The sequence below is a fragment of the Microbacterium sp. NPDC077644 genome, from assembly GCF_040702785.1.
GTDB lineage: Bacteria > Actinomycetota > Actinomycetes > Actinomycetales > Microbacteriaceae > Microbacterium.
This window is the reverse complement of record NZ_JBFBME010000001.1, coordinates 595,147-609,012: the sequence shown is the minus strand read 5'-3', so window position 1 is coordinate 609,012 and position 13,866 is coordinate 595,147. Positions and strand designations below refer to the sequence as shown.

Annotated in this window: 11 protein-coding genes; 5 read left to right on the top strand and 6 right to left on the bottom strand. The window is 69.8% G+C overall.

The window, feature by feature from the left end:
- Positions 1–12: 12 nt before the first annotated feature.
- Positions 13–2,781, bottom strand: a complete 2,769-nt coding sequence (gene secA, locus AB0269_RS02870) for a preprotein translocase subunit SecA (RefSeq protein WP_366209655.1) — start codon at positions 2,779–2,781, stop codon at positions 13–15.
- A gap of 186 nt (positions 2,782–2,967) precedes the next feature.
- Between secA and AB0269_RS02865 the strand changes: the two genes are divergently transcribed.
- Both AB0269_RS02865 and AB0269_RS02860 read left to right on the top strand, forming a co-directional pair.
- The gene (locus tag AB0269_RS02865; protein WP_366209654.1) at positions 2,968–3,567 is read left to right on the top strand and encodes a PadR family transcriptional regulator; all 600 of its coding nucleotides are present in this window, start codon (positions 2,968–2,970) and stop codon (positions 3,565–3,567) included.
- A gap of 41 nt (positions 3,568–3,608) precedes the next feature.
- A complete protein-coding gene (locus AB0269_RS02860) occupies positions 3,609–4,934 on the top strand; it encodes a hypothetical protein (protein ID WP_366209653.1) in 1,326 nt (441 codons plus the stop codon).
- Between the two features lie 63 nt (positions 4,935–4,997).
- On the opposite strand, the gene raiA is transcribed toward AB0269_RS02860, so the two are convergent.
- The 5 genes from raiA to mtrA all read right to left on the bottom strand — a co-directional run bounded on the left by raiA (position 4,998) and on the right by mtrA (position 10,586).
- Entirely contained in the window at positions 4,998–5,660 is a 663-nt protein-coding gene (raiA, locus tag AB0269_RS02855) for a ribosome-associated translation inhibitor RaiA (protein ID WP_366209651.1), read from the bottom strand.
- A gap of 113 nt (positions 5,661–5,773) precedes the next feature.
- Complete coding sequence (locus AB0269_RS02850) at positions 5,774–6,448, bottom strand: phosphoribosyltransferase family protein (protein ID WP_366209650.1); 675 nt, start codon at positions 6,446–6,448, stop codon at positions 5,774–5,776.
- 53 nt (positions 6,449–6,501) lie between these two features.
- Positions 6,502–8,208, bottom strand: a complete 1,707-nt coding sequence (locus AB0269_RS02845; protein ID WP_366209648.1) for a GerMN domain-containing protein — start codon at positions 8,206–8,208, stop codon at positions 6,502–6,504.
- Positions 8,205–9,896 carry an MtrAB system histidine kinase MtrB gene (gene mtrB, locus AB0269_RS02840; protein ID WP_366209647.1) on the bottom strand — a complete coding sequence of 564 codons (1,692 nt, stop codon included), beginning with the start codon at positions 9,894–9,896 and terminating at the stop codon, positions 8,205–8,207. The genes AB0269_RS02845 and mtrB overlap by 4 nt, the downstream gene beginning before the upstream one ends.
- 9 nt (positions 9,897–9,905) lie before the next feature.
- Positions 9,906–10,586, bottom strand: a complete 681-nt coding sequence (gene mtrA / locus AB0269_RS02835) for an MtrAB system response regulator MtrA (protein ID WP_366209646.1) — start codon at positions 10,584–10,586, stop codon at positions 9,906–9,908.
- Positions 10,587–10,782: 196 nt separating this feature from the next.
- Here mtrA and AB0269_RS02830 point away from each other — a divergent pair, with 196 nt between their 5' ends.
- The 3 genes from AB0269_RS02830 to AB0269_RS02820 are packed head-to-tail and all read left to right on the top strand — an operon-like array spanning position 10,783 to position 13,837.
- The gene (locus AB0269_RS02830; RefSeq protein WP_366209645.1) at positions 10,783–12,027 is read left to right on the top strand and encodes a glycerophosphoryl diester phosphodiesterase membrane domain-containing protein; all 1,245 of its coding nucleotides are present in this window, start codon (positions 10,783–10,785) and stop codon (positions 12,025–12,027) included.
- The gene (locus tag AB0269_RS02825; protein ID WP_366209643.1) at positions 12,024–12,677 is read left to right on the top strand and encodes a DUF4129 domain-containing protein; all 654 of its coding nucleotides are present in this window, start codon (positions 12,024–12,026) and stop codon (positions 12,675–12,677) included. Before AB0269_RS02830 ends, AB0269_RS02825 begins: the two co-directional genes overlap by 4 nt.
- On the top strand, positions 12,674–13,837 hold the full coding sequence (locus tag AB0269_RS02820; protein WP_366209641.1) for a DUF4350 domain-containing protein: 1,164 nt from the start codon (positions 12,674–12,676) through the stop codon (positions 13,835–13,837). Before AB0269_RS02825 ends, AB0269_RS02820 begins: the two co-directional genes overlap by 4 nt.
- Positions 13,838–13,866 lie beyond the last annotated feature (29 nt).

Here is a 13,866-nt window from a genome sequence, read left to right as displayed (position 1 = left end):
ACCCGCACGCGCCTACTTCTTCTTCTTGGCCGCCCTGCGCTGCTCGCGGTTCTGCGGGGCCGCCGCCGGAACATCCACCCGCTGGCCGAAGGCACCACGGGCGCTCTCCTGGGTCGGGGCGGCATCCGTCTCGGGCGTGGACTTCTGCACCTGGCCGCGGTCGTTGCGCACCTCGACCTCGCCCGCGTCGTTGGGCGCGGAGTACTCCAGGCGCTGCTCGCCGGCACCGGTCATGAGGCCCTTGGCCTCGACCTGGGTGATCTCGGAGTCCGCGGCGCGGCGCACTTCGACCTCGAGGTTGTACAGGTAGCCGACCGACTCCTCCTTGATCTGCCCCATCATCGACTGGAACATCGCGAAGCCCTCGCGCTGGTACTCGATGAGCGGGTCGCGCTGCGCCATGGCGCGCAGACCGATGCCGTCCTTCAGGTAGTCCATCTCGTAGAGGTGGTCGCGCCAGCGGCGGTCGAGGACCTGCAGCACCACGCGGCGCTCCAGCTCGCGCATGGCTGCCTCGCCCAGGCTCTCCTCGCGCTTCTCGTACGCGATCTTCGCGTCGGAGAGCAGTTCGCGGGTGAGCCCGTCGGTGGTGATGCCGCCCTTGCGCCCGCCGGCCTCGGCGACGACCTCGTCGATCGTGACGCTGACGGGGAAGAGCGTCTTCAGCTCCGTCCACAGAGCATCGAAGTCCCAGCTCTCGGTGTGGCCCTCGCCGGTGTGGTCGGTGACGACGCCGGTGATGGCGTCCTCGATGAAGTGCTGCACGCGGTCGGCGATGTCATCGCCCTGCAGAATGTGGCGGCGGTCGGCGTAGATCGCCTCGCGCTGACGGTTGAGGACGTCGTCGTACTTCAGGACGTTCTTGCGCATCTCGGCGTTGCGCGACTCGACCTGCGACTGCGCGCTGCGGATCGCGCGCGAGACGAGGCCGGACTCGATCGGGACGTCGTCCGGGAAGTTCGTGCGCGCGAGGATCGCCTCGGCCGCACCGGACTGGAACAGCCGCATGAGATCGTCGGTGAGGCTCAGGTAGAAGCGGCTCTCACCGGGGTCGCCCTGACGGCCCGAGCGACCTCGCAGCTGGTTGTCGATGCGACGGGACTCGTGGCGCTCGGTGCCGAGCACGTACAGTCCGCCGGCCTCGGCGACCTTGGTGCTCTCCTCCGCGACGACCGACTTCATGGCCTCGTACGCCTCGTCCCAGGCGGCCTCGTACTCCTCCGGAGTCTCGGCGGGGTCCAGCCCCTTGGCCTTGAGCTCCTGCACGGCGAGGAACTCGGCGTTTCCGCCGAGCATGATGTCGGTGCCTCGACCGGCCATGTTCGTCGCGACCGTGACGGCGCCCAGGCGCCCGGCGCGGGCGACGATCTCGGCCTCGCGCGCGTGGTTCTTGGCGTTGAGGACCTCGTGCTTGATGCCCTTCTTCGCGAGCAGTCGCGAGAGGTACTCGCTCTTCTCGACGCTGACCGTGCCGACGAGGACGGGCTGGCCGGTCTCGTGGCGTTCGGCGATGTCCTCGACGACCTGCGCGAACTTCGCCGTCTCGTTCTTGTAGACGAGGTCGGGGTTGTCCTTGCGGATCATCGGCTTGTTCGTGGGGATCTGCACGACGCCGAGCTTGTAGGTCGACATGAACTCCGCCGCCTCGGTCTCGGCGGTACCGGTCATGCCGGCGAGCTTGTCGTACAGGCGGAAGTAGTTCTGCAGCGTGACCGTGGCGAGGGTCTGGTTCTCGGCCTTGACCGGAACGGCCTCCTTGGCCTCGATGGCCTGGTGGATGCCCTCGTTGTAGCGGCGCCCGACGAGGATGCGGCCCGTGTGCTCGTCGACGATCATGACCTCGTCGTTCATGACGACGTAGTCGGTGTTCTTCTTGAACAGGGCGAGCGCCTTGATCGAGTTGTTCAGGAACGAGATCAGCGGCGTGTTGGCCGACTCGTACAGGTTGTCGATGCCGAGGTAGTCCTCGACCTTCTCGATGCCGGGCTCGAGCACGCCGACGGTGCGCTTCTTCTCGTCGACCTCGTAGTCCACCCCGGCTTCGAGGGTCCGGGCGATTTTCGCGAACTCGGTGAACCAGCGGTTGGCCTCGCCGGAGGACGGACCCGAGATGATCAGCGGGGTGCGGGCCTCGTCGATGAGGATGGAGTCGACCTCGTCGACGATCGCATAGAAGTGCTCGCGCTGGACGAGATCCTCCTTGCGCCACGCCATGTTGTCGCGCAGGTAGTCGAAGCCGAACTCGTTGTTCGTGCCGTAGGTGATGTCGGCGGCGTACTGCTCGCGGCGGACGGCGGGCGTCTGTCCCGAGACGATGATGCCCGTGGTCATGCCCAGTGCCCGGTACACGCGGCCCATGAGCTCCGCCTGATACGAGGCGAGGAAGTCGTTGACGGTGATGACGTGGACGCCCTCACCCGCGATGGCGTTCAGATACGCGGGGAACGTCGCGACGAGCGTCTTGCCCTCACCGGTCTTCATCTCGGCGATGTTCCCGAGGTGGAGGGCCGCGCCGCCCATGAGCTGCACGTCGTATGCGCGCATCCCGAGCGTGCGCTTGGCCGCCTCGCGGACGGCCGCGAAGGCCTCAGGCATGAGCTGGTCGAGGGTCTCGCCCTTCTCGAAGCGCTCCCGCAGCACGGTCGTCTCGTTCGCGAGGTCTTCGTCGGTGAGGCTCTCGAAGTCCGACTCGAGGGCGTTCACGGCCTTGACGACCTGGTTCAGACGGCGAAGGATGCGACCTTCGCCCGCGCGCAGCAGCTTCTCAAGAGGATTCGCCACTTTTAGTCTCCCTGTTGGGTCAGATCCCAGCCACCCAGATCGGGCTTCGGTGCCGGGCATACTGTGCCATGTTACCGGCCCGTGACCTGCACGTCGTCTGCACAGGACACGCCGTCGTGTCCATCTCGGCGCTCCTGCCGCGTTTCCGTGTATGCATTTACTGAGAAACGAATTGGGAGGTCGCCGATGTCCGTGCGTCAGAGCCTGCTCGCCATCCTCGACCAAGGACCCTGCTACGGCTATCAGCTGCGCGCGGAGTTCGACCGCCGCACGGGCTCGACCTGGCCGCTCAACGTCGGCCAGATCTACAACACGCTCGAGCGCCTGGAGCGGGACGGGCTGGTCGCGCGCGGCGAAGCCGACTCTCAGGGCCACGTGTACTGGCAGATCACGGATGCAGGCTCCGCGGAGGTCGCACGGTGGCTCTCCTCCCCCGTCGTGCGGGCGTCGGCCACGCGCGACGAGGTCGCGATCAAACTCGCCGTCGCCGCCACGCTGCCCGGCGTCGACGTGGCGGGAGTCATCCGGGCGCAGCGCACGGCCTCGATGCAGCAGCTGGAGTCCCTGCGATGCGCGGAGTACGCGGGATCCGACCCCGAGGGCCCGCAGGGGCTCGCCTGGTCCCTCGTCGCGGACTCGATGATCTTCGCTGCCGAGGCCGAGCTGCGCTGGCTCGATCACGCCGAGCAGCGCCTCGCCGGGCATCCCGACCACGCGATGGGGCTCGAACTCACCGCGGAGCGGCCGAAGCGGGGACGCCCGATCGGACGGCCGATACCCGCCTGATCCACAGCGCACGCATGGCCTGCGGAAAGTAGGATCGAGCCATGGCAGGATTCTGGGGCAAGCGCAAACGTGAGCAGGAGGCCGCTCAGGCGGCCCAGGATGCCGATCTCGCGCGCCGCGCCGAGCAGGCGCTCGTCGCGGCCGACGAGCGGATCCGCACCGCGGGCGATGAGCTCGCCTTCGCGGAGGCGGAGCTCGGCGTCTCCCTCACGAAGGATCTGAAGGCCGCGCTGGATTCGGTGAAGACGCACCTCCGCGAGGCGTTCCAGCTGCACCAGCTCAACCACGATGAGATCCCCGACACCGATGAGGAGCTGCGCACCCGCAACGCGCGCATCGTCCAGCTGTGCGAGTGGGCGGAGGACCTCCTCGACGAGAAGACGGGCGCGCTCGCCGACGCCGTGACGCGCGTGCGGCAGGCTCCGCAGATCATCGAGCAGGTCCGCCGGGATGCCGAGGCCCTGAGCTCGCGCATTCCGCAGACCCGAGCGACGATCGAGCGCCTGTCCTCGCGGTACGCAGAGTCCGCGATGCACCAGATCTCGGCATCCGCCGACGAGGCCGAGCAGCTCATCGCCTTCGCCACCCACGGCGCCGACGTCTCGGAGCGCCGCCGCGCGGCGCGGCAGAACGAAGAGGCGAACCTCGCCCTCGAGACCGCCACGGAGGCTACGCGGCGGGCCGGAGCGCTCATGGACGCCGTCGAGGACTTCGAGATCGAGGCCCTGCGTGCGGAATCCACCCTCGCCGAGGTCGTCGCGGACTCGCGCGGCGACATCGTCGCGGCCAGGAACGCCCCGAATGTCCCCGCCGTGGCCTCCGCGGTCGCCGACCTCGAGAAGGCCCTCGACGCCCTCACCCCGACGGGCTCACGCAACGATCCCTTCGCCGAGCTGACGCAGCTGCGCGCCGCGAACACCGCGCTCGACGACGCGATCGCCAAGGCGCACTACCGCGCACAGAATCCGCTGCCCAGCATCGCGCAGGTCCAGCATGCGCTCGACGACGCCGACCGTCAGCTCGGGGTGGCCCGCGGACTGATCTCGGGCCACCGCGGCTGGATCGGCGCCGACGCGCGAACGCGGTTCGCCGAGGCTGAGCGTCTGCGGATCGACGTCCCTGAGATGATCGCGTCCGAGGAGACGCGCGAGCAGGCGCTGGCGGCATCCCGCCGCGTCGCTCAGCTCGCCGCTGAGGCGCTGCAGCTCGCGCAGCGCGACATCGACTCCGCCCGCCCGCAGCAGCAGGCTCCCGGCTGGGGCGGCGATGGCTGGGGCGGCGGACGCCGCGGCGGCGGTGGCGACATCATGGGCGGCATCATGGGCGGTCTCGTCATCGGCAGCATCCTCGACGGCATCTTCGACTGACGGCGCCCCGCGACAGCACGAAGGCCCACTCCGCTCGGAGTGGGCCTTCGCTTTCGCTTCACGTCAGGACGCGAGCGCCTCCTGCTGCTCCGGCGAGGCCTGAGTCGTCAGCGAGATCACGCCGTAGTCCCAGCCCTTGCGGCGGTACACGACGCTGGGGTGGTCGGTGCGGGCGTCGACGAACAGGAAGAAGTCGTGCCCGACCAGTTCCATGCGGTCGACGGCCTCCTCGACCGTCATCCATTCGGCGTCGAAGTTCTTGGTGCGGATGACGACGGGCGAGTACTCCTCCTCCTCGTCGGCCTGGACGGGGATCGTGCCGGTGGCGACGGCCTGGAGCACGTCGACGGATGCCGGTTGGACGTCGATCCCCTCGAGAGAGCCACTGCCCTTCTCGAAGTGCGCGCCGCGCGGATGCTGGCGACCGTCGACGCGCTTCTCCTTCGCGCGCCGCAGCTGCTCGGCCAACTTGTCCACAGCGAGGTCGAGGGCGACGAACTTGTCTCCGTCGACGGCTTCGGCGCGGACCACGGGCCCCTTGCCGATCAGCGTCAGCTCGACGGTCTCGTCGGGAACACGGCCGCCGCGATAGGGGCGGTGGGTGACCTTCACGTCCAGCCGCTGCGCCTTCGCGGCGAACTGCTGAACCCGGGCGATCTTCTCTTCGACAACGGTTCGGAAGCGATCGGTGATACCCACTCCGACGCCAACGATGCTTGTTTCCATTGCTGCCTCCTTGTCCCGGTCCTCCCGGCCAAGGGCGGACCGTGGTCGCCTTGTGACCCCCTACCGTAGTCCGCGTTTCCCTCCTTGTCACGACTCCGTCACGATGTGTTCGCTCAGAGTTTCCGATGACGCGGGGTCGCGGCCAGCGCGACGGCTCCGCACACGCGGAATCCGGCGGCGCGCAGCGCCCTGGCGCCCTCGTCCAGCGTCGATCCGGTCGTCACGACGTCGTCGAAGATCAGCACCTCCTCATCGCCCCGGGCGTGTCGCGCCCGCATGCTCCCCGCGACGTTCCTGCGCCGCTCATCGAGGTCGAGGTCGCGCTGATCGTCCGTGCGCCTGGCCGCTCTGAGCAGGCGCGTCGGGGCGAGTCCCGCCCGTCGCATGAGCAGCTCCGGTACGCGATAGCCGCGCCGTCGGAACGCGGCCCGTCCGGTCGGCACCGGGACGAGGAGGGCGTCGGGGTGATCCGAGATCGACGACGCAGCGGCCTCCGCGAGCGCCGTACCGAGAGGACGGGCGAGCAGAGTCTCGCCGTCCTCCTTCACACGGCGGATGCAGCGGGCGGCCACGCCCTCGAACGGGAAGGCTGCGGTGATCGGCATCCCTTCCGGCGACGTGGACCGCACCGGCTCGGCGATCAGCACGCTCCGGCAGTCGCCGCACAGCAGCGTCCCCGGCACGTCGCATCCGGCGCAGCACGCGGACAGCACGAACGCGGCGATCTCGTCGGTCAGCTCCACCCAGTCGGCCATGACATCCACGATGCCGCCGTGCGCGTTCTGCATGACCCCGGTTCCCGGGATCCGTGCAGAACCGCGCGCTGTGCAGGAGGGGTGGGCTACTGTCCGGCGTGGGTTCCCAGCACGAGGACGCCCGACAGACCCATCTGCCAGGTAGAACCGCGCTGGGCGTACAGCACGCCCTTGTCGCCGAGGATGCGCAGCGCCGCCTCGGTGCGTCCGCCGGACAGCGCCTGCGCCCCGGCCGGCGCCGCAGAGGAGACACCGGGTCCGCCGACGCTCTGCGTCAGCACCGAGTGCGTCGCCTCGTTGTCGAGGAGGACCCCGAGCGAGTCGTCGCCGATCCAGGAGAGACCGAGCGGCGTGCCGTCGACCTGGGCGACCAGGTGCGTCTCGCCGAGCGAGACGGGCACGTGCGCGTCGTCGCGGATGATCGCGGCGAGCGCGATCCAGCGCTGCCCGCCCACCGTGATGACGACCGCGGCCCGCACTCCGTCCGAGGCCACACGCAGCTGCGAGATCGACGAAGCCCCGGGGAAGGCGTCTGCGACTCTGACGGAGGTGACGTCGGACCGCCAGGCGAGGAGCTCCTGCGGCGCCTGGCCCGGAACGGACCACGTGTACCCGAAGGGATCCATCGACGGCGCGATCAGGCCCGCCCTGCTGTCGAGACGGTTCACCTCGTCATCGGCGACCGTGTACACCCACCCGTCGTCGAGCCGCATGGCCGCCCGTGAATCGTCCGCAGCGACATCGACGGAGTCCACGGCGCTCGCGACCTCGACGATGTGATCGCTGATGCCCTCGTACGGTGTGATCTCCTCGCCGACGAACGAGCCGAACTCGGACTCGGTGAGGACGACGGGGCTGGACTCGGCGCGTCCCGTCTCGACCGCGGCGACGCCGGCGTTCAGGTCGCGTCCGTTGACGAGCAGGCGAACCTCGGTGACTCCCACCGGTCGCAGCGTCGCCTCCAGCTGCGTGCGCATACGGGAGATCTGACGATCGTCGAGTGTCGACGCCGCTGCCGTGAGCTCGACCGTGGCGACCTTGTCCGGACTGATCGGCACCGAGTCGCTCGCGAGCGATACGGTGCCGGGGAACGCGCTGCGCACCGCCGGTGCCAGCCAGTCGGCCGGCGCCCCGCCGAGCAGGGACTGCGTGAGCGTCGTGGCGATCGTCTGTCGACGCGGATACCACCGCAGGTCGGGGACGAGGTGCGTCCAGCCCTGATCGAAGTACTGCAGCGCGTAGCGCCGGTAGACCTGCTCGAACGCATCCGCATCGAGGACGATGCCGTCCGCCGCCTCGGTGATGCGCCACTCCCCCTCGTCATTGCGCTCGACGCTGAACGCGAGCACGGAGTCGTCGCCGGGCAGCTCCGCGTACGCACCGTTCTCGTCGACGCGGGCGACGAGCTCGAGCTGCACGCCCACATCGCCGGACTCGGCGTCCTCGCCCTCGACGTCCGTGGTGAAATCGCGCGTACCCGCACCCGAGTCGATGACGACGCCCGCGGAGGGCCGCCAGCGTGCAGCCATCTCGGGGCTCAGGAACTCGCGTGCGATCGCCCAGCCGTTGTCCGGGGTGAGGGCTGCGTCCATGAAGCCCTCGACGATCTCCGTCGGACTCGCCCCTTCCAGAGGGCGCGCGGCGATCTGGCTGATGTCCGGGTCGAGGTCGACGTCGTCCAGCGCGAGGCCGACGTTGACCTCGCCGGAGCTGGGCAGGCTCGTGCAGCCGGTGAGGAGCGCGAGCAGAGCGGCGATCGCCACGACGGCGAGCCCACGGGGCGATCGGTTCATGATTCATCCTCCGCTCGCGCGTCGAAATAGATCTCGCGCAGCTCGGTCAACTGGATCGGCTGCGTCATGGGGCCGACGTCGGCGATGGCGTCCTGCGGCTCCAGCGGCACGGGCGACGTGCCCTCGCGCTGATCAGGGTCGCGCGGGATGGTCAGCACGAAGTTCGTGCCGATGGCGAGCTCCGACCACACAGCGAGGGTCCCGCCGTGCAGCTGCGCGTCGCCGAGCGCGATGGACAGCCCGAGGCCCGTGCCGCCGATCGTCCGCTGGCGGGACGGGTCCGCTCGCCAGAACCGGTCGAACACGCGCTCGGCGTCGGCCGGGCGCATACCGAGGCCGAAGTCGCGCACTCCCACGGCCACCGCGTACTGATTGCTGTCGACGGTGACGACGATGGGATGCTGCTCGCCGTGCTCGATCGCGTTGCCGATGAGGTTGCGCAGCACCCGCCGCACCCGGCGCGGGTCCATCTCGACGGGCGAGTACGCACCTGGGGCGACGAGACGCAGCTCGGAACCGCGCTCCTGCGCCAGCGGCCGCATCTGCTCGATCACGTCCTCGGCGAGTTCGGCGAGGCTCGTGGGTTCGAGCTCGAGCTGCACCGAGCCCGCGTCGTACCGGCTGATCTCGAGCAGGTCGCTCAGCAGCGTCTCGAAGCGCTGCACCTGCGTGTAGAGCAGCTCGGCGGTGCGGCCTGTGGTCGCGTCGAACTGATCGCGCTGATCGTTGAGCATGTCGGCGGCGAGGCGGATCGTCGTCAGCGGAGTGCGCAGCTCGTGCGAGACGTCCGAGACGAACCGCTGCTGTACGAGCGACAGCTCTCCGAGCTCCTTGATCTGCGCCTCGATGCTGTCGGCCATCGCGTTGAACGACTGGGCCAGCGTCGCCAGCTCGTCCTCGCCGTGCACGGGAAGGCGCACGTCGAGGTCGCCGGCGGCGAGACGCGCGCTGGTCTCGGAGGCCTCGATGATGGGCTTCGAGACGAGCCGGAGCACGAGCCACGAGATCACGGCGACGATCGCGATGAGCACGAACCCTGCCGCCCACAGCGTGCTCTGCACGAACTGCAGGGTCTCCTGGGAGTCGGCGAGGTCGTAGGCGATGTATACCTCGAAGGCGCCGACGCCGGCGAGGAACAGCTGCTGGCCGACGACGATGCCCGGCGCCGTCGTGCCGTCGGGCATGGGGATCGCGATCGACTGCCACGACTGACGGTCCGGGAAGGACACCACTCGCTCACGGAGGCCGGGGCTGATGAGATCGGCGCTCAGATCCGTGCGGAATCCCTGCACGCCGCTGCCGACGGGGGTGTCGTCGATGGGGAACGCGATCACCCGTGATGAGGACGACGCCCGCGGGATCGTGTCCTGCACGTCGGACCACAGCGCGCGCAGCCCGGAGGGATCATCGGTCACCTCGGCCGAGTCGACGCGGATCTGCGCCTCGGCGACGGCGCGCAGCGCATCGGAGAGCACTTCGTCGCGCCGCGATTCGAACAGGTTGTTCTGGATGACCAGGGCCATGATCACGCTCGTGATGAAGATCGCGAGCGTCGTGAGCAGAAGTGTGATGGTGATCGTTCGGAACCGCAGCGACCGACGCCAGAGGGTCGCCGCCGCCTCGGGCCAGCTCCGCGGATCGCGCCACACCGCGGCGGTCGTCGTCGGCGTCGCGCTCGTCGCGATCAATCCGGGCTCCTAGCCGACGCTCCCGGCCCGGTAGCCGACGCCGCGGACCGTCATGACGATCTTGGGCGCATCCGGGTCGAGCTCGACCTTGGCGCGCAGTCGCTGCACGTGCACGTTGACGAGCCGCGTGTCGGCCTTGTAGTGGTAGCCCCACACCTGCTCGAGCAGCATCTCGCGGGAGAACACCTGCTGAGGCTTGGCCGCGAGCGCGACGAGCAGCTGGAACTCCAGCGGGGTCAGCGGGATCGACGTCTGGCCGCGTCGCACCTCGTGCGCATCGACGTCGACGACGAGGTCGCCGATGCGGAGGACCTCGCTCGTGGCGGGGGTCACCGGACGCAGCCGCGTGCGGATCCGCGCGACGAGCTCCTTCGGATTGAACGGCTTGACCATGTAGTCGTCGGCGCCGACCTCGAGTCCGCGCACGACGTCGGCCGTGTCGCCTCGGGCGGTGAGCATGATGATCGGGATCCCCGATTCGGCACGGATGCGCGTGCAGATCTCGATGCCGTCCATGCCGGGGAGCATGAGGTCCAGAAGGATGAGATCAGGATGCTGCGTCCGCCACTCCTCGACCGCCTTGGCGCCGTCTGCGCAGAACACCGGCTCGAAGCCCTCGGTGCGCAGCACGATGCCGATCATCTCGGCCAGCGCGGTATCGTCGTCGACCACGAGGATCCGTGAGGTCATCTGATCCCAGCCCCATCTTTCTACGCAACACGCCGCCATCCGGGTGAAGGCGCAGCGCGGTCGTTCCCAGCGTACTTCATGACAACATTTCGATCACGGTAGCGCTCCCGCCGGGTCGCCGCACAGGCCGGAGCCGGTTCTCCGCAGGCACTCGCGGATATGACACGATGGTCGTGCACCTTCGGAGGGGAGCTCGATGAGCGCACAGTACTGGACGCCCGCCGTCAGACCGGGCCTCGTGCCGCTGCATCCCCTCACGTTCGGAGCCCTGATCGGCAAGCCGTTCGCCGCCCTGCGCCACAACCCGAAGGTGCTGTTCGGTTTCGCCATCGTGATCCAGCTCGTGATCGCGATCGTCACCCTCGTCGTCATCGGCGTCGTCGCCGTCGCGACCTTCATGCGCATGGAGTCGCTCTCACCGAGCAGCCCCGACTTCTACCCCGTGATGTGGGGCACGATCGCGATCAACGCGCTGGTCGTCCTGGCGATGAGCTTCGTCAGCCTGGCCTTCACCGCAGTGATGCAGGGTGTCGTCGCCGCCGACGTCGGCAGTGCGGCGCTGCGCGAGAAGGCCCCTCTCGGACGCCTCTGGCAGCGGATGCGGCCGGCGTTCTGGCGTCTGGTCGGCTGGAGCGTCCTGCAGGCCCTCGCCGCGATCGTCCTCATGCTCGTGATCGGCGGAATCATCGCCCTGGGCGTGATGGCCGGCATCGGCGGCTCCGGTGAGGGCGTCGCCGTGACGGTCGTCGTCGGCGTCGTGCTCGTGCTCGGCGCGATACCGCTGTGGATCTGGCTGAGCACGAAGCTCCTCCTCGTCCCCTCCGTCCTCGTCCTCGAGGGCGAGCGACTGCGACCGGCGCTCGTCCGTTCGTGGCGGCTGACCCGAGGACGCTTCTGGAACACCTTCGGGGTGATCTTCCTCATCGGCCTGATCATGAACGCGGCCGTGAGCGTCATCAGCGTGCCGCTGTCGCTCCTGGGCTCCCTGCTGCTGCCCGTGGTCGCGCCCACCGGCGGCACGGACGACGCCACCGAGCTCGTCATGGCGATCGTCGTCAGCACCGTCCCGCAGCTGATCGTGTACGTGCTCCAGGCCGTCGCGATCGTCGTGCAGTGCGCCGCCGGCGCTTTCATCTACCTCGACAGCCGCATGCGCTACGAAGGACTCGACCACAGCCTGATCACCTACCTGGAGCGCCGCGACCTCGGTGCGGCGCCCGAAGAGCTCGGAGACCCGTTCGCCGTCGACCCGGAGCGGGCGGTCAGCAGCGCTCCCCCGCCCCGGCAGTCGCCGCAGAACGCCGCTCCCCCGGTCGGATGGAGCGCGTACCCGGCGGCGCAGCAGTACCCGGCGGCGCAGCAGCCTCAGCCGCAGTACCCGGCATACTCCGGTCCGCAGGCGCCTCCGCCGCCTCCGCCGCCCGGGTACGGCGGGGCATGATCCGCCTCGCCGTCGACCCGTTCGCCCCCGACGGCGACGAGGCGCGCCGCTGGGCGGAGCAGGAGCTGCAGAATCCCCGCTACGCCGACGCCAAGCCGACGTGGTTCGACTACCTCGCCGAGGACGTCGCCGAATTCATCAGCGGGCTGTTCTCGCCGGAGGCGGGGCAGCAGGCCGGCGGCACGGCTCTCGTGATCGTCACCGTGGTCATCGTCGCCGCGCTCATCACCGTCCTCATCCTGTGGGGGCGCCCGCGGGCGTCACGGCGGGCGAGACGCACCGGGCCCGATCTGCTGGGCGAGCGCGACGACCGCACCGCCGCGCAGCTGCGCGCCGACGCCGAGCGCCGGGCGCGCGAGGGCGATTGGGACGCCGCGACGGTGCTGCGCTTCCGGGCGATCGCACGCGGGCTCCTCGAGCGCGACATCGTCGACCCCGCGCCAGGGGCCACTGCGCAGGCGATCGCCCGCGAGGCGGCATCCGCACTGGGCGACCTGCACGCGGAGCTCGCCGCCGCGGCCCGCGCCTTCGACGAGGTCCGCTATCTCCGGCATCCGGCGACCGAGGCGGGCTATCGCTCGCTCGTCGCCGTCGATGACGCCGTCGGCCGGGCCCGCCCGGCATCCGATCTCCAGGTCGTCCCGGCATGAGCGGGACGGCGGTGCGTGAGAAGGGACGCCTGCGCTCGGTGCTGGGCTGGCTCGCGATCGCGGCCGCTGTCATCGCTTTCGCGCTGATCGTCGGCGCGCTCACGTTCGGCGCCCCGGATCCGCGCGGTGCCCTGGACCCCGAGAGCGCCGGCGACTCCGGGAGTCTCGCGCTCGCCGAACTGCTTCGGGATCAGGGCGTCGAGATCACGATCGCCCGCACCCGCGCCGACGCGGCAGGCGCCATCACCGATGACTCCACCCTGGTCATGGCCGACCCGTTCGCTCTCTCCGACGAGGCGGTCGAAACGCTCGTCGAGCCGGCGCACCGCACCGTCGTGCTCTCGAGCGCATCGCGGATGCTGCGGTTGCTCGACCTCGGCGAGAATGCAGCCCCGCCGGCGGCTGCGGCTCTCGAGGCCGGATGCGACCTGCCCGAGCTGGCGAACGTCGGCACGGTGCAGCCCGACCGCTTCTTCTCCCCTGCCGAGGGCGTGACGGGATGCTTCGCCGACGGCGGGGCAGCCGGACTGCTCGTCGTCGACCGCGACGGCACCCGGACCGCGATGATCGAGGCGAGCTCGCTGCTGAGCAACGAGCACCTGGCCGAGAACGGCAACGCGGCGCTCGGGCTCGCCCTCCTCGGCCAGACCGATCATGTCGTCTGGTACGTGCCGTCGTTCGGCGACACCGACATCGAGGCGCAGTCCCCCGACACGCTGGCCTCGCTCACGCCGCCCTGGGTGACGCCCGCAATCATCCTCCTGCTCCTCGCCGGCGTGATGGCGGGAGTCGCACGCGGGCAGCGTTTCGGACCGCTCGTCACCGAGACGCTCCCGGTCACCGTCCGGGCGTCCGAGACCATGCACGGCCGCGCCCGGCTCACCGCGAAGGCTGGCGACGCCGCCCACGCCGCGGAGGCGCTGCGCGACGGTGCGATCCGGCGCCTCGCCGCGCGCCTGGGTCTGACGGCCCGGTCGACCCCTGTGGAGGTCGCGGATGCGGCATCCGACCGGCTGCGCATCCCGCGCGGCTCCCTTCATCAGCTCTTCGCCGGCCCGCTGCCGACCGGAGACGCAGAGCTCGTCGAGACCGCTCGCCGACTCGCCGAACTCGAGACGGCGGTCGACGCCGCCGTGCACGTGGAAAGGAACGAACCGTGACAGACACCGACGACGCGCAACTGCGCCAG